The organism is Ilumatobacter sp. (assembly GCF_039969435.1).
Taxonomy (GTDB): Bacteria; Actinomycetota; Acidimicrobiia; order Acidimicrobiales; family Ilumatobacteraceae; genus Ilumatobacter_A.
Genome location: NZ_JBDVNU010000021.1, coordinates 63,609 through 83,676, shown reverse-complemented (window position 1 = coordinate 83,676; position 20,068 = coordinate 63,609). Strand labels below are relative to the sequence as shown.

General features: G+C 68.8%; 16 protein-coding genes. 4 read left to right on the top strand and 12 right to left on the bottom strand.

Annotation, left to right across the window (positions count from 1 at the left end; translation table 11 throughout):
• Positions 1-2: 2 nt before the first annotated feature.
• Entirely contained in the window at positions 3-938 is a 936-nt protein-coding gene (locus tag ABJK40_RS12165; protein ID WP_348478219.1) for a UDP-glucuronic acid decarboxylase family protein, read from the top strand.
• A gap of 42 nt (positions 939-980) precedes the next feature.
• Here the strand turns inward: ABJK40_RS12165 and ABJK40_RS12160 are convergent, their stop codons facing one another.
• From ABJK40_RS12160 to ABJK40_RS12135, 6 genes are all read right to left on the bottom strand, one after another.
• On the bottom strand, positions 981-3,842 hold the full coding sequence (locus ABJK40_RS12160) for an O-antigen ligase family protein (RefSeq protein WP_348478218.1): 2,862 nt from the start codon (positions 3,840-3,842) through the stop codon (positions 981-983).
• 3 nt (positions 3,843-3,845) lie between these two features.
• Complete coding sequence (locus tag ABJK40_RS12155; protein WP_348478217.1) at positions 3,846-5,348, bottom strand: CpsD/CapB family tyrosine-protein kinase; 1,503 nt, start codon at positions 5,346-5,348, stop codon at positions 3,846-3,848.
• 253 nt (positions 5,349-5,601) lie between these two features.
• Positions 5,602-6,816, bottom strand: coding sequence for a glycosyltransferase family 4 protein (locus ABJK40_RS12150; RefSeq protein ID WP_348510279.1), 1,215 nt, complete (start codon positions 6,814-6,816; stop codon positions 5,602-5,604).
• Positions 6,783-7,514, bottom strand: a complete 732-nt coding sequence (locus tag ABJK40_RS12145; RefSeq protein WP_348510278.1) for a phosphotransferase — start codon at positions 7,512-7,514, stop codon at positions 6,783-6,785. The genes ABJK40_RS12150 and ABJK40_RS12145 overlap by 34 nt, the downstream gene beginning before the upstream one ends.
• An 80-nt stretch (positions 7,515-7,594) precedes the next feature.
• A complete protein-coding gene (locus tag ABJK40_RS12140; RefSeq protein WP_348510277.1) occupies positions 7,595-8,773 on the bottom strand; it encodes a glycosyltransferase family 4 protein in 1,179 nt (392 codons plus the stop codon).
• Positions 8,774-8,783: 10 nt separating this feature from the next.
• The gene (locus ABJK40_RS12135) at positions 8,784-9,704 is read right to left on the bottom strand and encodes a sulfotransferase (protein WP_348480749.1); all 921 of its coding nucleotides are present in this window, start codon (positions 9,702-9,704) and stop codon (positions 8,784-8,786) included.
• Positions 9,705-10,127: 423 nt separating this feature from the next.
• Between ABJK40_RS12135 and ABJK40_RS12130 the strand changes: the two genes are divergently transcribed.
• On the top strand, positions 10,128-10,748 hold the full coding sequence (locus ABJK40_RS12130) for a sugar transferase (RefSeq protein WP_348510276.1): 621 nt from the start codon (positions 10,128-10,130) through the stop codon (positions 10,746-10,748).
• 6 nt (positions 10,749-10,754) lie between these two features.
• Here the strand turns inward: ABJK40_RS12130 and ABJK40_RS12125 are convergent, their stop codons facing one another.
• From ABJK40_RS12125 to ABJK40_RS12115, 3 genes are all read right to left on the bottom strand, one after another.
• Positions 10,755-10,940, bottom strand: coding sequence for a hypothetical protein (locus tag ABJK40_RS12125; protein ID WP_348480747.1), 186 nt, complete (start codon positions 10,938-10,940; stop codon positions 10,755-10,757).
• 12 nt (positions 10,941-10,952) lie between these two features.
• Positions 10,953-11,750 (bottom strand): WecB/TagA/CpsF family glycosyltransferase, encoded by a 798-nt coding sequence (locus ABJK40_RS12120; RefSeq protein ID WP_348480746.1) that lies wholly within the window; start codon positions 11,748-11,750, stop codon positions 10,953-10,955.
• Positions 11,751-11,843: 93 nt separating this feature from the next.
• Positions 11,844-12,908 (bottom strand): NAD-dependent epimerase/dehydratase family protein, encoded by a 1,065-nt coding sequence (locus ABJK40_RS12115; protein WP_348480745.1) that lies wholly within the window; start codon positions 12,906-12,908, stop codon positions 11,844-11,846.
• A 69-nt stretch (positions 12,909-12,977) separates the two neighbouring features.
• On the opposite strand from ABJK40_RS12115, the gene ABJK40_RS12110 reads away from it, so the two are divergent.
• On the top strand, positions 12,978-14,315 hold the full coding sequence (locus tag ABJK40_RS12110; protein WP_348480752.1) for a chloride channel protein: 1,338 nt from the start codon (positions 12,978-12,980) through the stop codon (positions 14,313-14,315).
• 68 nt (positions 14,316-14,383) lie between these two features.
• Positions 14,384-16,237 carry a carboxyl transferase domain-containing protein gene (locus ABJK40_RS12105; protein ID WP_348480744.1) on the top strand — a complete coding sequence of 618 codons (1,854 nt, stop codon included), beginning with the start codon at positions 14,384-14,386 and terminating at the stop codon, positions 16,235-16,237.
• A gap of 72 nt (positions 16,238-16,309) precedes the next feature.
• On the opposite strand, the gene ABJK40_RS12100 is transcribed toward ABJK40_RS12105, so the two are convergent.
• Genes ABJK40_RS12100 through ABJK40_RS12090 form a run of 3 tightly spaced genes read right to left on the bottom strand, consistent with a single transcriptional unit; the run spans position 16,310 to position 20,048 of the window.
• Entirely contained in the window at positions 16,310-17,344 is a 1,035-nt protein-coding gene (locus ABJK40_RS12100; protein ID WP_348480743.1) for a hypothetical protein, read from the bottom strand.
• A 48-nt stretch (positions 17,345-17,392) separates the two neighbouring features.
• Positions 17,393-18,451, bottom strand: a complete 1,059-nt coding sequence (locus tag ABJK40_RS12095) for a lysophospholipid acyltransferase family protein (RefSeq protein WP_348480742.1) — start codon at positions 18,449-18,451, stop codon at positions 17,393-17,395.
• Between the two features lie 10 nt (positions 18,452-18,461).
• Positions 18,462-20,048: a lactate racemase domain-containing protein gene (locus ABJK40_RS12090; protein WP_348480741.1), complete on the bottom strand. Its 1,587-nt coding sequence runs from the start codon at positions 20,046-20,048 to the stop codon at positions 18,462-18,464.
• Positions 20,049-20,068 lie beyond the last annotated feature (20 nt).

The window sequence follows — 20,068 nt, the reverse complement described above, 5'->3', positions numbered from 1 at the left end:
ACGTGCGCATCGTCATCGCCGGAGGGTCCGGCTTCCTCGGCTCGCACCTGTCCGACGCCCTCGTCGCACGCGGCGATCAGGTCGTCTGCATCGACAACTTCGTCACGGGTCGCCGGTCGAACGTGGCTCATCTGCTCGACCAGGACTCGTTCGAACTGATCGAGGGCGACATCTGTGACGCCGTCCACGTCGATGGCGACGTCGATGCCGTGATGAACCTGGCGAGCCCGGCATCACCGAAGGACTACTCGGCGTTCCCGATCGAGACACTCGACGTCGGAAGCATCGGGACACGCAACCTGCTCGAACTCGCCCGGGCGAAGAACGCGACGTTCTTCATGGCGTCCACGAGCGAGGTCTACGGCGATCCGTTCGTCCACCCGCAGACCGAGGACTACTGGGGCAACGTCAACCCGATCGGCGAGCGCAGCATGTACGACGAGGCGAAGCGCTTCTCCGAGGCGTTGACGTTCGCGTACCACCGCACGCACGGCGTGGCGATCCGGGTCGTGCGCATCTTCAACACCTACGGCCCCCGGATGCAGTCGGACGACGGCCGCGTCGTGTCGAACTTCATCACCCAGGCTTTGCGCGGCGACCCGCTCACGATCTACGGCGACGGCTCGCAGACGCGCAGCTTCTGTTTCGTCGACGACGAGGTCCGGGGCTTCATCGCATTGCTGGACAGCAACGAGATCGGCCCGATCAACATCGGCAACCCCGGCGAGTTCACGATGCTGGAACTTGCCGACCTGGTCACCGAACTGACCGGCAGCACGGCGGGCATCGTGTTCGAACCGCTTCCGTCCGACGACCCGAAGCAGCGGTGCCCCGACATCACCCAGGCCCGCGAGAAGCTCGGCTGGGAACCCGGAATCGACCTGCGGACCGGCCTGGAACGCACGATTCCCCACTTCGCCGCCGAACTCGGTCTCTGAACGTCACGACCCGGGCATCGCCCGCGGATCACGGTCCGGGCATCACGCCCTGGGCAGACCGGCGTCGGCGGCGGCCGACGGTCGAACGACCGGCTCGGGCTGCGCAGGTCGGGCGTCACGACGGAGCACGCAGACCCAGGCGACCATCAGGTAGAGCCAGATCGCCGAGACGTTCACTCCGGCGCCGAGCCCTTCGGTCGTGATCGAGTTGATCAGGCTCGCCACGAACATCCCGACCAGCACGACGTGATCGGATCGGGCCGACCCGGTTGCACCCTGGACCAGTTCCCGCCGACGCGCCCCGCGGCCCAGTCGGAAGATCCCGACGCCGGCGGCGATCAACAGAGCAAACCACCACACGAGCCCGGCGAGCCCGGCGTCGATCATCACGTTGACCACGGCGTTGTGGGCTCCGCCGAGACCGGTCTCGTCGAAGAAGACGCCCTTCGCCGAGGTGAAGCCGAGTCCGTGCAGCGGGCGGTCGAGGAACGACTCCCACGCCAGGCTCCAGATCTCGGTCCGGCGATTGAACGTACCGATCTGGTCGGCGGACTCGCCCCGGGTGAGGAACGACAGGACCGTTGCGCCGAAGGCGAGCAGCGAAGCGCCTCCTCCGACGAGGCTCGCGAGGACCAACTGCGGCTTGGCCTTCTGACCCGACCAGATCCACGCCATCACCGCAAGCGCGACGAAGCATCCGCCGATCGATCCACGGGTGCGGGTCGCGAGCAGGAAGACGCCGTGCGCGACCAGGAGCGATCCGTAGACCCACCGAGGCCAGGGCAGGGCGATCGGATTGTCCCGTTGGCGGGCCGAGAGCCACAGACCGAGCAGGATCGGTGTCGAGAGTGCGAGCATCGATCCGGCGCTCACGCTGTGGACGTGGAGCCATGTGAAGCGTCCCTCCTGGGGGCCCGTGGTCGGTGCCACGTAGGCGAGCCCGACGGCGATCGACACGGTCAGCAGGACGATCCACCCGTGGATCAGCTTGGTGAGGTGACGGATCCGCCCGTCGGTCGCGATCACGTGCACGACGGCACCGATGATGACCAACTGCACGCCACGGGCGAGCGCGAGGAGCGGGAACGTGGAGTACAGCGAACTCGCCGCAGTGGTGAGGATGTATCCCCACATGGCCACGGTGAGAGCGGTCAGGCGCGGCCTCGTCGGAGCGAGACGCCACACCGCCCACAGCCCGATCAGGGCGTACACGCCGAGTTCGGCGATGATCATCAGGTCGACCGCACCACCGAGCGCCTCGTCGATCGGGCGTCGCCGGAACTTGTACTCGGTGGCGACGATGGCGACGAGCGGGAGCAACCAGAGCCACCGGTCGCGCTCGACGGGTTTCAGGGCGCGCCGGGCCGCGCCGCCGGAGCCGAACGGGGAGTGGTCGCCGATGGTGGCACGGGTGGTGGCACGGGCGACGCGGGGTCGCGGGAGGCGTGCGAGCGGCGGGGTCCACTGGAGTGTGTCGTCATCGGATCCGCGCATGCTGGAGATGTCTCCGAAGACGACCGGATCGGTGTCGGCGGGCCGGTCGACCCGATCGACGTCGACGCCGAGACCGATCCGGAGGGGTTCGTCGACCGGTCCGGTGTCGACGCCTGCGCGGCGCATGGCGGACGGTGTCGCTCCCGAGGTCGGTGCCGGGAGGTCGGTGACGCGCTGCGACGCGTCCGGCGCCGGCAGCGAGGCGCCCGGGGAGTCGGCGTCGCGCAATCCCCGGAGCAGGAGGATCGCACCGACGAACGTGCCCAGCGCGAGGCCGAACGGGACGGCATCGCTGCCGATCGCGACCGCGATGACCGCCGATGCGGCCACGCCGACCACGGCATCGACGATCCGTACCGTGAAGGCGTCACGAGACCGGCCACGCGCGACGAGTGCGTTGCCCGCAGGCACGCCTGCACCGAAACCGATCGAGTACGCCGTCCAGGCCACGAGGGCCGTCAGCGTGACGGCCGTCGTGCCGTCGGTGAGCAGGTCGGTGAGCGGCCCGCGGAATGCGACGGCGAGTGCGCCGTATCCGCCGGCCAGCGCCGCAACCACCAGCATCGCGAACGGCACCGACGGGCGCAGCGGGCGCCGATCGCGTGCCTGGGCGGAGTAGGTCGGCAACAGGTAGACCCCCGCACCGTTGACCACGGTCAGGACCGGAGCGAGGACCAGGCGTGCGGCCTCGAGCTGACCGAGTGCCGCCTCGGAGGCCACCCACACGACCAGGAACCGCACGATCGTCTGACTGCCGGGACGCAAGCCGACCTGAGCTGCACGCCACACGGCGAACGATGCGACCGTGCGCATCTGCGAGGGGCCGAGGATGCCGCGGGAGAGCTCGATGGCCGGGAGCTGGATCACCCCGACGGCGATCGCCACCGCGGCGCCGGCCAGCAGCGCGAGGACGAGCGTCTCCAACTCGAAGGTGGCGCCGGTGACGACGACGAACCCGACGAGGCCGAACGAACCGGCGGCGAACGCGGCGTCGTTGACGACGAGTTTCGTGAACTCCCGCCGGGCGATCAGCAGCCGACGGAACGTCTCCTCGATCGCCCACGCCGTCGACGTGACACCGAACAGCACGGCCGTCGTGAGACCCACGTCGCCGACGGGCAGCGCCAGCAGGGTGGCGGCGCCGAACACGAGGATCACGACCGCCAGTTGTGACCTCACCAGAGCGCGGCGGATGCCCGGCTCGAAGCGATCGAGGACGGTGAGCGAGTCACCCAACCATCCGGACTGGATGGAGTTGATCGTGACCAGGATGCCGAAGAGCAGTGCGAACTGTCCGAGCCCGCGTTCGCCGATCTTCCACAGGGCGACCAGCTGGAGCAGCAGACTCGAGCCGGCGACGATTCCCTGGGAGGCGACGGCTGCGAGCGGCTTGCCGGACCGACCGGCCATCGGTCAGTGGGCCCCGAGGCGATGGTCGAACACGACGCCGATCACCGGCGTGCGCAACACGTCGAGGCGTTGGCGCACCGTGTCGAGGTCGTGCGACTCCGAACCGCGGTCGACGACGAGCACCACACCGTCGGCGCCACTCGCCAGAGCGGAGCCGTCGGCGGCGGTGAGCAGTGGCGGGATCGCGACGAGGACCAGGTCGTACCGGCTGCGGAACGACGTGAAGGTCTCGCGACCCTGTTGGGAGCGGAACAGGCTCGACGGGTCGTCGATCGGTCGACCGCCGGTGATCAGGTCGAGCGTCGCCGCACCGCCGACGCCGATCGATCGGCGAACCTCGTCGAAGGAGGTGAGGCCGGCGAGCAGCTCGGTGAGGCCACCGTTGGTCTGCTCCTGGCCGAAGAGGCGGCTGAGACGTCGACCCTCGGTGTCGCCGTCCACGACGAGGACCCGTCGCCCTTCGCGCGCCGACGCGGTCGCCATGCGCGCGATCGTCTCGGGTGCGTTCTGGCTCGGCGTGGGGCTGCCGGCGAGCACGATGCCACCGTCGGGGTGCACGGCACCCAAGCTGGTCGCAAGCAACTGATACGCCGAACCGGGCGGGCTGGCGGAGGCGAAGGGTTCGTGGGGGCTGGCGACGATCTCGCCGAGCAACGGCGCGCGCAGTGCTGCGGTGGCGTCGGATCCCGAGTTGACGATGGGGCGTCGGCCGGCTCGGACCCAGGCGAGGGCGGCCATCGCGAAGGCGGCGAAGAGGAGGCCCGCCACGCCGAACTGGACGGCGGGGACGATGCGCGTGTCCTCCTGGACCTGGGCGGGTTCGACGAACTCGACGCCGCTCCCGAAGAGAGCGGCCTGTTTGCGGATGTCGGCGATCGAACCGTCGATGTCGGCGATCGAACTGGGCTGGGAGTCGGCGTCGGCGATCAGTCGTGTGCGCTCGCTCAGCAGGACCTCGATCTGCACGCTCGCGCGTTCCTGGATGTCGTCGTTCGCGAGTTCCACGTAGGTCTGCACGACGCTGCGACACACGAGCAGCGCGTGCTCGGGGTCGGTCGCGGTGCAGTCGATCTGCACGTCCGCCGAGGGTGTGGCCGCCGCCTCGACGATGTCGTCGAGGGCGTCGACGTCGGCGGCTTCGATCGAGGGGTCGGTCGCGCGCAGCGCGTCGAGTTCGGTGACCACCTGGTTGAGGACGTTCGCCGACTGGGCGAACTCGGCGCGTTGGCGGGCGTACCGGCCGAGGTCGGCCGGGTTGCTCGAGCCGTCACGGAACACGGGCGCGCCGCGAGGGTCGGTCAGGTAGAGGGTGGTGGTGGCCGTCGACGTGCCGGAGGTCGCCAGCGCCGCCAGCGCCGCGAGGATGCCGATCACGACGGTGATCGGAACGGTCCACGAGCGGAATCGCCAGAACGCCTCCACCGGGCCGATGGCAGACTGCCCGGTGTCCGCGGGCGGCGCAGGCCGGAACGCTCCAGCGGGAGAGGTCGATGTCGAGTTGCTCATCGTGCTCGTTCTTCGGCGGATCGGGGCCCCGGCTTGAGTCCGGAACTTGAGACAGTGTTGACGTTGGAGCGGCGCTCCACGCCACCCGGCGCACCATGCGCGCACTCAGTGACTGCAGAGGGTGAGGCTCGACCACGTCGCGTGCGATGTGTGCGTCGATCGACCTCCGGTCGGACCCGGACGTTCGCCACATCGGCCATGCACCCGTCCGACCCGGCGGTTCACGGGGAGGGGTGTGCGGCGTACCCGTTCGTCAGCGCATGTCGCCGCGGTGAGCGAGGCGACGGAGTTGCTCGTCGAGCACGGTGAGCGATGACTCGCGTGTGTAGTGCCGCTCGTAGTGGCGGCGCGCCGCCGACCCGCACCGCTCCTGTTCCGATCGATCCGCGGCCCGACGGAACGCGGCGGCGATGCCGTCGGCGTCCGGTTGCGCGATCCACCCCGTCTCACCGTCGATCACGAGGCTCGCCACGCCGCCGCTCCGACAGACGATCGAGGCCCGCCCGTGTGCCGCAGCCTCGACGACGCCGCGTCCGAACGGTTCGGGCCACAGTGACGGCACGACCGTCACGGCCGCCGACCGTGCGACCGCCATCATCTCGTCGTGGGGGAGCAGTCCGAGCGGCTCGACCCGGTGGACGGGGTCGAGGTCGGCGAGGGCCGTCTCCATCGGGCCGCTCCCGGCGACGCGCAGGCGATGCTCACGCCAGACCCCCGACCGTTTCCAGCCCTCCAACATCGCCCCCACGCCCTTGTCCTGCGTGAGTCGCCCGGCGAAGAGGAAGCCGTCGCCGGGCGTGTGGTCGGCCTCACCGGGGTCGTCGACGAAGTTCGGGCGCACCACGATCTTGTCGGCGTCGAAGCCCGCCCCGATCAACTCGTCGCGCACGAACCCGGACACGGCGAGGAGGGTGTCGATCGAACGGAACGTGGAACGGTGCAGCGCGAGCGACGTCGACATGGGCACGGTGCGCAACGGCGAGTTCTGGTAGCAGCCGTGGCGGATCGCGGCCAGGTTCGCGACCGATCCGATGCAGTCGCGACACGACGATCCGTCGCGGAACAGGTTCGACGCGGCACAGAACATCCGGTAGCTGCGGACGCCGGCGGCAACGGGCACGCCTCGCGATCGCAGCGTTCGGATCACCCACGGGGAGTGGAGTGGGAACAGGTTCTCGACCAGCGCGACGTGTGGACGGAACCGGCGTGCCGCGTCGCGGGCCCGTGCGACGCTGCTGCGGCTGTAGATCGGGCGAAGCGCGAGGTCACCGATCGCGACGTCGCCTCGTCCGATGACGTCGCTGTCGGAACTGAGCACCTCGACGTCCCAGCCGAGGTCGCGGAGACCGTCGATCTCGTCGAGGACCGACAGGCTCTCACCGGAGGCGTTCTCCGACCGGTAGAAGTTGTGGACCACGAGGACGCGCATGGCGGTCACGACGCTCGCCCCCTCGCACGCTTCGCCCACGGTCGTCGAATGCTGTCACTCGCGGTGCGGTACAGGGCGATGTCGGAGCCGGGCGCCCCCCACCCGGCTGCCTCCCAGTCGAACAGGGCGAGACCCCGTGGCGTCCGGCGCAGATTCCATGGCGTCAGGTCGCCGTGGACGGGCACCAGGTCGCTGTCGTGGTCGGCATCCGTTCCGGTTCGGGAGAGCGCATTCAGGCGGCTCCCGAGATCGGACTCGAAGCTGCGCAGCGGTTCGTCGACGGCGGGCCGTTGGCGGTGCAGCGCGATCGACGTGGTGACCAGGTAGTCGACCGCGGAGTCGGCGAGTCGGAGCGCGCCGGCGTCGAGCGGTTCGGGGGTCGCGATTCCGGGCAGCGGGTCGCCGGCCAGGAGTTCCAGTGCCCGCAGCTCGCGGTCGAGGCCCGAGTCGCCCCCCGGCTCGTCGCGTCCGAGTTTGACGACGACGGGGTTGCCGGTCATGTGCCCGAGGAGCGACAGCCGTTCGCGACCCGGTTGGCGAGGTGACACGGCACCGATCAGCCGCAGGCCGGGAAGGGTGCCGCGCAGTTCGTCGTCGAGTTCCTCCCAGCTCGCGTCGGGCCACCCCGGCGACGGTGCCGGCGCGAGCGCCGACGTGCCGGCCACGGACACGATGCACGAGCCGAAACGATCGAGGAGTCGGCGCCGCCAGTCCGACGACCCCGCCAGGGCCCGCACACTCGAACCGGAGCGACCTCCGCGAGGGTGGAGCGCGAGGCGCGGAGCCAACGGAACGCTGCGCCAGGTGGGACGACGTGTCATGGTCGACGCCGCCCCTCGATCACCGATCCGTAGAGATCGACGAGCGCCTCGAGTCCGATGTCCTCGCTGTACATCTCCTCGAACCGACGTCGAGCGATGCGACCCGCTTCGTCCACGGTGGCATCGTCCAACTCGTCGAGACAGGCTGCCAACGCGCGTTCGTCGCCTGCGGGTGCCACCAGCCGCGCAGGAGTGCCCGTGATCTGCGCAGCGTCGGAGGCGGTGGTCGCGACGACCGGGGTGCCTGCAGCCATCGCCTCGATCAGGACCATCCCGAACGGCTCGTACCACTCCGACGGGAAGACGAAGGCCCGGGCGCCGCGCATCCGTCGCTGCACCTCGGCGTGCGACAGCCATCCGGCGAACTCGACGCCTCGCGGTGCGGACTCGTGGGCCTCCGCCGCGAGCGGTCCGTCACCGACGATCGTGAGCCGGCGAGCGCTGGCCTCGCGGGACGCACCCGATGCGTGCCGCTCCCAGGCTCGCAACAGCGTGCGGATGCCCTTCGCCGACGCGAGTCGACCGATGAACAGCACGTCGTTCGACGTCGACGGTGACGAGGCCCGAGGGCCGGGGTCGGGCGTGAAGTGGGGTTTCACGGTGAGCCGATCGGCCGGGACCCCGATGTCGACCAAGCGGTCGGCCATGAACGCCGACGGAGCCACGAAGCGGTCGATCCGCTCCAGGGTGCGGCGTCGACGAGTCGACATGACCTCCACGGCCATCACTGCGGACAGCGCGAACGAGTCCCGGTAGCAGCGGTGGACGATGCCGGCGACAGGGGAGCGGCCGACGCAACTCGTGCAGATCGCGTTGTCGCGGAAGAGGTCGACGCCCAGGCAACTGAGGCGGTAGTTGTGGATCGTCATCACCGTCGGGAGGCCCGCATCGACGACGGCGTCGATCACCGAGGACGACTGGGCGAACCAGGTGTTGTGGACGTGAGCGATGTCGGGGCGGATCGTGTCGCAGAGTTCGCTGACGTGCGCGGCGGTGACCCTGTTGTACCGGCTCCTCGCGAGCGCCCGGAGCGCGGCGACGGTCGTCGCCGGATTGTGCTCGATCGCCTGCTCGACCTCGTGCCCGCCACGACGCAGCGCACGGGCTTCGGCCTCGACCACGGTGTCCTCGCCGGCGGGGGTGCGATATCCGGCGTGCAACTGCAGCACCTTCACGACGGATGCCTCACGTCGATGCGGGCGAGTCGAACCTCGGCCACGGAGGGCGACGTCCGAGGAGTTCGCCGAGCGCGGCGACGTCGGGACGGAACCGCTCGACCAACGACGCTTCCAGATCAGGGGTGATGGCGGAGGCACGCGGCGCGGCATTCCGGTGTCGGCCGATCTCGTCGTCCGTCATGGCGGCGACACCCAGTCGGTCGGTGATCTCGTCGATCACGATCGAGGGGTCGCGGTAGTAGTCCTCGGAGAAGGCGACGACGAGGCGATCACGTCCGACTGCGTCGAACCAGCGCTGGATCGATGCGGCGTACATGCTCTGCGCCACGTAACTCTTCTGTTCGTGCGCGTGGCTCGTCGAGATCGACCCGTCGGCCAGTCGGGCCCCGGCGTCGCCGACTCGCGATTCCTCGGCGTCGACCGCTTCGGCGAGCGTCAGGGTCTCGACCCCGTTCCGGGTCTGCTCGGACCAGTGCGACACGGTGCGCTCGACGGGGTCGCGGAGCAGAACGACGAACTGCGCCTCGGGAAGCGCAGCGGCGACCCGCCGAGCAGCGAGCGGTTGGAAGAAGTAGTACGGGCTCGCCTCGGCCGTGAATGCCTTGCCGACCCGTCGGGCACGACGCCGTCGTGTCGTCTCCGTCGGGAAGTGGCCGCGGTACCAGCGTTCGCCGTGGTGGAAGCCGGTGTCGAAGAAGTGGACGCCCTTCTGGTTCTCACGCAACGGAAGGCGTCGTGCCGACGGAACGAGCGGGCACATCGCCGGATGGCGTTCGATGTCTCGGAACAGCGACGTGGTGCCGCCGCGCTTCACGCCGACGATGACGAGGTCCGGACCGCGCCGCCAGCGTGAGGTGGCGGTCGCACCGAGTCGCACCCCCTGTTTCACGACGGTGCGCAGACCGTCGGAACTGATCGGACTCGTCACCGGTGCGATGGTACTGGCCGCCGCAGACCCGAGCGAGGACCGCCGGACGACGCCGACCCGCGACGACACCACGGTCCGTGGCCGCCCACGACGTACCGAGGTCGGCGCCCAGATCGACGCAACCCCAGTGGTGACGGGGGCACGCCCGGTGGCGGTGGGACGGCTCGTGCACACGTTGGTCGAAAAGATCCTCATGTCCGAGGAATTCCAGCCGACATCTTGAGGGTGAAGCCGAAGATGAGCATGGAGGCGAGGCGGACGAACAGTCGATCACTCGTCTCGTCGTCGGAATCCGATCCTGCGTCGATTTCGGCCGATTCGGGTCGAGGTGGTCGTCGAGGAAGTGCGACCGCGGGTGCCGATGGCCTACGGTCGCAGGGTGCCGGTGACGTCGTCGACATGCGGTCGGCGGACATGACGCCCATGCGCACCGTTCGACGGCGCCGCACGATCTACACGACCTTCGTCAAGCCGGCGATCGACCGGACTGCCGCCGCACTCGGCTTGGTCGTGCTCGCGGTGCCGATGGCGACCATCGGCATCCTGATCTTCGCCACGATGGGCCGCCCGGTGCTGTTCCGTCAACGTCGGGTCGGACTCGACGGCAGGGTGTTCGAGGTCCTCAAGTTCCGCACGATGCGCCCCGATCGGCGCGGCCAGCGTCTCGACGTCATCCACGACCGACGCAGGACGCACAAGTCGACTCGGGACCCGCGCCACACCGAGGTGGGTCGGTTCCTGCGCCGTCACAGCCTCGACGAGCTGCCGCAACTCTTCAACGTGCTGCGAGGCGAGATGAGCATCGTCGGTCCCCGTCCGGAACTCGAATCGGTGACGGCGATGTATCGCCCCGGACTCGAGCAACGGCACTTCGTGAAGCCCGGACTGACCGGCCTCTGGCAGATCTCCGCACGCGGTGACGGACCGATGCACGAGAACGGCCAGTGGGACGTCGACTACGTCGAGACGGTGTCGCTCTGGACCGACCTGCGGATCATCGCCAGGACCCCACGGGCGATGTTCGGCGACAACGCCGGCAGCTGACGGCGTTCAGTCGACGCTGCGGGCCGCTCGTGCCCGCCGCTCGAACACCTCGCTGACCACGAGGCCGATCGCGGCGGCGACGAGTGCGATCTTCCAGCCACCGACGAACCAGCCCACGCCGGCGGCCACGAGGACCACGGCGAGCCAGATCACATTGTTGCGACTCACCGAGAGTCGACGTGCTCGAACCATGGATGTCTCCGTTCAGCTGTGGCCGATGTGCTCGGGTGACACACCCGTGGTGGGCGTGTACCGGCCGATCTTCTGTCCCACGACACGAACCACGTACCTCGGGTTGAGGATCAGGTAGCGGCGCCAGAGACGTCGGGGGTTCGCGACGAGTCGTTGCAGCCATTGCAGCCCGGCGCGCTGGACCCACTCGGGTGGTTCGGTCGCAAGACCTGCGTGGAAGTCGAATGCCGCACCGACCGCCAACAGCGGCATCGAGAGTCGGTGGGCGTTCTCGTGTGCGAACACCTCCTGACGGGGGCATCCGAGGCCGACCATGGTGATCATCGCTCCCGACGCCTTGATGTCCTGTGCGATCGCGTCGAGTTCGTCGGGAGTCGACGTGGTGAACCTCGACGGCTGCATCCCGGCGATGCGGATCCCGGGGGTGAGGGTCGGGAGGCGCGCTGCGAGATGATCGAGCACCTCCTGGGTCGAACCGTAGAAGTAGACGGGAAGGTCCGCCGCGGCCGCAGCCCGACAGACGTGAAGGGTCAGGTTCGGACCGTAGACCCGATCGGTGAGCGCAGTGCCGTGCAGCCAGTTCATCGCCCATCGCACCGGTTGGCCGTCGGGGGTGATCAGGTCGAAGTCGTTGAGTCGACTGATGTGTTGCGCATCGTCGACGCCTTCCATGACGCCGTGCACCGCGAGTGCCGACACCGAGTAGGGCCTGCCTTCTCGTGCTGCGTCGATGATCCGTGCCGTCGCCGCCTCGTAGTCGACGGCGTCGACGTCGACGCCGAGGACCGACACCTTGCCCCTGTCGATCATGCGCGGTCGATCATGCGCGCTCGGTCAGACGGGCGCCGATCATGTGGCGTCGGTCGTCGAACGCCGAGGTGATGTCGGTCGCGGGGCAGCCGCTCACGCCCAGCGCTCCTTGTTCGCCTCGAACATCTCCTCGAGGATCGCCCGTACGTCGTACTTCAACGACCACTCGGGATAGTGCTCCCGGAAGCGGGCGTTGCTGCCGATCCACCAGATGTGGTCACCGATGCGGTTGTCCTCCACGTAGGTGTGGTCGAGCCGCTTGCCGGTGATGTCCTCGCACATCGCGATCGCCTCCTGCACCGAGCAGTTCGAGAAGCGTCCACCGCCGATGTTGTACACCTCGGCACTTCTCGGAGCGTGGTACACCTGCTCGAAGCAGTTGATGAGGTCGGAGGAGTGGATGGCGTCACGGACCTGCTTGCCCTTGTACCCGAACACCCGGTACGGCGTGCCCGTCATCGTGCACTGCATGACGTACGCGAGGAATCCGTGCAGTTCGGCCGCGGAGTGGTTGGGGCCGGTGAGCGTGCCGCCGCGGAAACACGAGGTCTTCATCCCGAAGTACCGGCCGTACTCCTGGACCACCACATCGGCAGCGACCTTCGAGGCGCCGAAGAGACTGTGCTTGGTCATGTCGATCGACATGTCCTCCTCGATGCCATCGTTGTAGGGATGGCTCGGATCGATCTCCCAGCGCGTCTCGAGTTCGTTCAACGGGAGCCGGTTCGGCGTGTCGCCGTAGACCTTGTTGGTCGAGGTGAAGATGAACACGGCGTCGGGGCAGTGCTGTCGCGTGTTCTCGATCATGTTGAGCGTGCCGACGGCATTGACGTCGAAGTCGGTGAACGGGTCGCGTGCCGCCCAGTCGTGGCTCGGCTGTGCAGCGGTGTGGATCACGATGCCGATGTCGGTGCCGTACTGCTCGAAGAGCCGCTCCACCGCCGGCCGGTCGCGGATGTCGAGCGATTCGTGGGTGTACGAGTCCCCCAGCTTCTGTTCGAGGGCCGTGGCCATCCACGCGGTGGACGACTCGTCGCCGAAGAACACCTTGCGCATGTCGTTGTCGACGCCCACGACGTGCAGCCCGAGTCCGGCGAAGTGTTCGGCGGCCTGGGAGCCGATGAGTCCGGCTGAACCGGTGACGAGCGCGATGGTCATGTTGATTCATCGTACGTTCCGGCGGGAACTGAAGTCGGAGATGGCGGACCCTGCGTAGAGTTGACCGACGTGTGGGCCGATCGCGTGACGAAGGGATTCCGCCCAGGCGCCATCGAGATCCGGACCGACGGCCTCCGTGACATCGTCTCACGCTCTCGCGAGGTCGTGTTGCTCGCGGCGATCACCGGGGCACTGACGGGTGTCCTCGTGCGGTACTTCGAGTACTTCGTCGCCGAGGTGATGTTCCATCGAGTCCTCGACGGCGACTGGAAGTGGGGGCTGATCGTGCCGACGCTCGGGCTCGCCGTGTCGGCGTTGATCCTCAGGACCGTCGGGGCGGGTGCGTCGCCGGCGACCTCCGACGAGTACCTCCGCGCCTTCCACGACTCCGAGTACCCGTTGCGGTGGCGTGCGCTCGTCGGACGCGTCATGGCCGCATTCGCCACGCTCGGGAGCGGCGGAGCGATGGGCTTGGAAGGTCCGTCGATGTACGGCGGGAGTGCACTCGGCACGATGATCCAGCGTCGTCTGCCCGCCCCGTTCCGCGGTGCCGACTACCGGACGCTGCTCGTGGCCGGGGCTGCGGCGGGTGTCGCGGCGATCTTCAAGGCGCCTGCGACCGGCGCGATCTTCGCGCTCGAGGTCCCGTACCGCGACCAGATGGCTCGTCGAATGCTGCTCCCGGCGCTCGTCGCGAGCGCTTCGGGGTACCTCACCTTCGCCGCGCTCAGCAGCACCGCCCCGATCTTCACGTTCCCCGATGCCGAACGCACGGTGTCGCTGTTCGAGTACGTCGACTTGTTCGGTGCGGTGCTGATCGGGATCTTCTGTGCGCTGGGCGCCCGGATCTTCTCGCGTGTGATGCGCTCTGCGAAGGCCTTCACGCTGCGTCCGCTCACGTCGCGGCTGGTCGTGGCCGGCCTGGCACTGTCGTCGATCCACTTCGTCACCCGGATCGTCACGTCCGAAGGGTGGGACCCGTCCGGCGGTGAGAGCCTGACGCTGGGTTCGGGGTACGAGGTGTTCGCGTGGTTGTTCGATCCACATGCGCTGTGGGTGCTCGTCGCGGTGTTCTTCCTGCGCATGTTCGCCACCGCCTCGACGCTCGCCGGTGGCGGTGTGGGCGGTGTGTTCATCCCGCTCGTGGTCGGAGGAGCGCTCGTCGGCCGCATGGTCGGCGAGGTGTTCAACACCGTCGATCCGGCGCTGTACGTCCTGCTCGGCATCGCGGCGTTCCTGGGTGCCGGGTACCGCGTGCCGTTGGCGGCCGTGATGTTCGTCGCCGAGACCACCGGACAGCCCGGCTTCATCGTCCCGGCGTTGTTCGCCGCCGTGGCCGCCGACCTCGTGATGGGGGAGGTGTCCATCACGACATTCCAGCGTTCGCCCGCCGCCGACTCGGGCTGACGCCTCTCGGGCGCCCACGCCCGGTCTCGGACGAGGAACCGTCGCGGCCCAAGCGCGAGACTGCTCCCATGTCGGATCGGGTGTCGGTGACCACGGAGCTCCAGGGGACGATCGTCGACGTGCTGGTCGTGGCGGGTCAGTCCGTCGCAGCGGGCGCTGTCGTCGCCCTCGTCGAGTCGATGAAGATGCACCACGAGGTGGTCGCTGCGGTGTCGGGTGTGGTGGTGGGCATCGACGCTCCCGTCGGGTCCACGCTCGCGATCGGTGACGCGGTGGTGACGCTCGGTCCAGCCGTGGAAACGGACGCAGGGTCACTGCCGCCGCCCAGCGGGTCACCCGACCCGACGGGAGGGACACCTCGACCCACCGGACTGGATCGTCCCGACCTCGCCGAGGTGGTCGTGCGGCATGCGGCCGGGCTCGATGCTCAGCGTCGTGAGGCCGTCGAACGGCGTCACGCGACGGGCAAGCGGACGGCGCGCGAGAACGTCGCCGACCTGGTCGATCCGGGAACCTTCGTCGAATACGGGCCCACGGTCGTGGCCGCTCAGCGTCGGCGACGCGAGCTCGACGACCTGATCGCGAACACGCCGGGGGACGGTCTGGTCGGCGGGATCGGCGACGTCAACGGCGAGCTGTTCGGCCCCGAGCGGGCCAAGACCACCGTCATGTCCTACGACTACACCGTGCTCGCCGGCACGCAGGGGTACCAGAACCACCGCAAGAAGGACCGCCTGATCGAGGTCGCCGAGCAACTCCGCACTCCGATCGTGTTCTTCACCGAGGGTGGCGGTGGGCGACCGGGCGACACCGACGCGCCGGGCGTGAGCGGCCTCGACTGCCTGGCCTTCTGGTGGTTCGCAGCACTGTCGGGCACGGTCCCCATCGTGGGCGTCGCGTCCGGCTACTGCTTCGCCGGCAACGCGGCAATCCTCGGCTGCTGTGACGTCGTGATCGCCACCGAGGACTCCAACATCGGCATGGGTGGCCCGGCGATGATCGAAGGCGGGGGACTCGGGGTGTTCGCACCGCGCGACATCGGCCCGATCGACGTGCAGGGCTCGAACGGTGTGGTCGACATCGTGGTCGCCGACGAGGCCGAGGCCGTCTCGGTGGCCCAACGGTACCTGTCGTACTTCCAGGGCTCGGTCGACGGATGGGTCGCCCCCGACCAGACGGCGCTGCGCGACGTGGTGCCACTCGACCGTCTGCGTGCCTACGACATCCGTGACGCGATCAGCGGACTGTTCGACGAGGACTCCGTGCTGGAGTTGCGCAGCGGTTTCGGTGTCGGGATGGTGACGGCGCTCGCCCGTGTCGAAGGACGTCCGGTCGGTGTCCTGGCCAACAACCCGAGGCATCTCGGAGGCGCGATCGACAGCGACGGCTCGGACAAGGCCGCCCGCTTCATGCAGTTGTGCGATGCACACGGTCTGCCGATCGTCACCCTCTGCGACACGCCGGGGATGATGGTCGGCCCCGACGTGGAGGAGACCGCGCTCGTCCGCCACTGCTCACGTCTGTTCGTCACGGGCGCCAACCTGTCGGTGCCCACGATCACGGTCGTCACGCGCAAGGCCTACGGATTGGGGGCGCAGGCGATGATGGGCGGCTCGACCAAGGCGCCGCTGGCGTGTCTGGCGTGGCCGACGGGAGAGTTCGGCGGCATGGGCCTCGAAGGCGCCGTTCGGTTGGGCTACCGCAAGGAACTCGCGGCGGTGCAGGACGACACCGAACGCGAGGCGCTCTTCGCGCAGATGGTCGACCGGATGTACGAGCACGGCAAGGCGGTCAGCATCGCGAGCCACTTCGAGATCGACGACGTGATCGACCCTGCCGACACCCGCCGCTGGATCACCACCCTGTTGGCTGCGGCGCCCGAGGCTCCCCGAGGAACGCGACGGAACATCGACACCTGGTAGAGCCGCTGATCGGGTCCCGCCGATCGCACTCGCCACCGTGTGCAGCGGGGATGCCGAACCGATGATCCGGGATCAGCAGCCGGCGGAGAGCACGGGGGTGACCTCGGTGCCGTCGTAGGTGCTGACGGTCACCTCGGCGTCGTCGCCCTCGAATGCGTGGGCCACGATCTCGGAGCGGCCGTCGCCGTTCAGGTCGACGACCGCGAGCGTGCGGAAGGTCTGCGCCGGCGTGGTGACGGCCTCGGCCGGGTCGTCGCCCTCGACGGCGGTGGTGGGAGTGGTCGTCGACGCGACGCTGCGTGCGATGCGGGTCGACGCTCCCGTGTTCGCGTCGATGAGGAGCAGGGTGGAGAAGCCGTCACCCCCGAAGGCGACCAGCGATTCCGTGTCGCCGTCACCGTCGAGGTCGGCCACGACCAACTGCTGGATCGTTCCCGACGACGCGTCGACCTCGGTGTCGGCGAACGCCTCCCGGCCGGCCGCCACGTAGCTGTCGACGGACGTCGTGACGACGGCGACCGGACGCGGCACCGTCGCCCAGTCGGACGGGAAGGCGATCGATCGGAACCCGAAACCGGGGTCCTGCGGGGCACGAGCGTTGGGTGAGATCACGGGACCGGTGCGACCGTCGAGGGCGCAGGCCTCGCCCGACCCGCCGAGCGTGCCCGGGATGGGCGCCACGTCGAGTTCGTGGACGAACACGGTGTCACCGTCGGCGGCCTCGGGCACGCGCAACTGCTGCTCGTCGTCGCGATCGGATTCCCAGTCGTTGCCGGTCCAGCGACCGAGGTAGAGCCAGGCGTCGGGGTCGCCACCGAGGAAGTACTCGGTCGACACCGTCGTCGGGTCGCCGATCGCCACGGTGGTCGTCGTCGTGTCGGCGACGGACGTGTCGACGGCCGGGGTCGTGTCGGCGACGGAGGTGTCGGGTGCGGGCGTCGTGTCCGGGGCGACGGTCGTGGTCACCTCGGGTGTGGTGTCGGGGGTCGGCTCGATCGTGGGGGAGGACGCGTCGACGGCAGCGGTGGACGGAACGACCGCCTCCTCCTGTGTGCACGCCGCCAACCCCAGCGCAGCGAGCAGGACCACACCTCGACGCATCATCACCGTTCCATTGTGCCTGGTCCGTGTCCGGGTCCGACCCGAACTCGGACATCAGCCGAGGTCGGGCCAGCGGCGGGCGCGGCGGCGTCGGATCCCGGCCGTGCTCAGGCGACGCTTCTCGCCGAGCGACCACTGTCGACGCCAACCGTTGGCGTCGGGACCGGACAGCTTCGGGCTGCGGCCCGCTCCCGCGTTGAGCGAGGCGGTCCACCAGTCGGTGACGGTCTCGTCACCGAGTCGGCCGACCGCGGCTTCGATCCGCTCGTTGAAGCGGCGCGTGTTCTCGCCGTCGCCGGCGGTGAGCGGCGTGCCGAACAGCACCGTGGTGCGACCGGGCGACAGCTTCTTCGATCCCTTGCCGAAGATCTCGCCGGTTCCGTCGAGATGGACCGGGACGATCGGCGCACCCGTTCGCATCGACAGGTACGCGGCGCCACCCTTGAAGTCCTGGCCCCACCCGTCGGGGGAGCGTCCGCCCTCGGGGTAGATGATCAGGCTGCTGCCGTCGGCGATCACGTCACGAAGGCGGTCGAACGTGGCGCGGCTGGTGGCGTCGCGGTCGATCGGGATGGCGTTCAGTGCGAGCGCCGAGAGCGACGCCTTCCACTTGGCGTCGAAGAAGTAGTCGGCGGCCGCGGCCACGACCAACTCGGTGCGCCACGGCGCCGGGATCGAGCGGATCATCACGCCGGTGTCGATGTGACTGTGGTGGTTCGGCGCGAAGATCACCGGAGCGGGGGCGACGCCCTTGTCCGTGCGCAACAGGTCGGTCAGCCGGTCGAGGCCCGACACGGTCGGGCTCGCGACGACACGTACTGCGAGACGCATCGGTCCCTCGATGATCGCTCCCCGGACGGCCCGCGCGACCGGCCTGCGGGCCCACTCGGTCTCGTAGGCATCGCCGAGTTCGCTCGGAGCGCGCGGGACGACCACGCTCTTGGGCGCCGAGGGCTTGCGGTACGGGAAGCCGTACTTCGCCAGAGGCCTGGCAACGCCGCGGAGGGCGTCCTCGACCGTGCCCGCGGCGCGTTGCGCGACCTGGATCGACCGGCCCGATCCATCGGGGCGTTGCGCTCGACGGATGTACTGGCGTGTGGTTCGTGCCGACATCGGGCCTCCGTCACTTCACGTCGGCGACGAGCACGCCGGGAACGTGGAGGTGGCTGATGGTGGGTGAGCGGCCCACGGTGTCGGACGCGATCTCGAAGGCGTCGTTCATCGTCGACGCGGGCGTGAATCCGAGCTTGCGGACCGTTGCCGCGTCGCCGCCGACGATGATCACCTTGCCGGCGTGCTGTTGACCGTGGGCGCCCCAGTACCAGGCGTAGAAGGGGTGCACGCCGTGGTACGCGTAGCTGGTGCGGTAGAGGTGGCGGTACCACTCGTCCTCGGCGTACTTCTTCTCCCACTTGGTCGACATCACGGCCGGGTCGGTGGTGTCGGCGAGTACTTCGTCGAAGAAGTCGATGTAGCTCGGGTGGTGGACCGGATGGAACTCCTCGTAGGTGGGATGGGTCATGATCACCACACCACCCTCCTTCACGAGCGGCTTGCCCCGGTACATGTTGAAGAGGTACCCGAGGCCCATGCACATCACGAGGATCGGGTTCATGATCGACTCGGGGTTGTACGGGCTGATGAACGGGATGCCCATCGTCAAGATGTCCGTCTGGCCTTCCACCTCGACGAGATGCTGTGAGTAGACGTTCTCGAGCGTCCTCTCGTGCACGGTCTCGGTGAACCCGGCCTGCACGCTGGTGGTGCGGTACGGCGCCTCGATGCTGTGGAAGATCTTGCGTCGGGTGCGGTTGGACAGCTTGTTCAGTCCCTTGCTCGAGGCGAGGAACAGTGCACGATCCTTGGCGGTCCACTCCCACTCGCGCTTCGCGAGGAACGAGAAGTTCGACGGGAACGCCTCGGTGTTGATCGTCGTCTCGACCTGGAACACCTTCGGGCCGGAGTCGCGCAGCAACTTGCCCATCCGCCAGATGGATTGGTGGAGGGCGGAGTGGTGGCGGTCCATCAGGCTGCGGGTGTTCTGCAGGCTCGCGGGATTGTGGTGCTCGCTCAGGCACTTGTAGCTCGCGAGGCCGGTGGTGAGCGACTTCCACCCTCCGTCCATCGCGACCTGGTTGACGTTGGCGTAGACCACGAGGTCGGACTCCGCGGCGCGCTTGTTGATCTCGAGGATCTCGCCTTCGTCGGTGTGGCCGATCACCGCCAGGTTGTCGGGGTCCTCGGCGTCGTGCTGGTAGAGGAAGCCCTTCGGCATGAACGCGTCGACGATGCGGTCGCCGAGCACGTGGCGCAACTCGTACTCGTGCATCCGCCGGTGCAGTCCGAGGGCGGCGATGATGTGGACGTCGTCGACGCCCTTCTCGGCGGCCATGTCGAGCACGGCCTCGATGATCCGCTGGCGGTTGTCGGGGCGCTGCATCTTGGGCAGCGACAGGCTCGCATCGTCGAAGCAGATCGTGAGCTTCATCCCGGGCGTGAGCAGCTCGGGGAGCGGCTCCATGTCGAGCGGGTTCAGCAGGGCGTCGCGGATGTGCGCGTCGAGGTCGTCGAGTCCCTTCTGAGGCTCGGGCGGGTAGATGATCCGGCTGCGGTCGGCGGGCAGGCGTTCCAGGCTGAAACCCTCGCCGCGCCAGAACAGGGTGGGTGGCGTCGAGCGGTCGACGTCGAGGACGAATCCGGGGCGTGGCATCAGAAGGTGTGCGCTTTCCC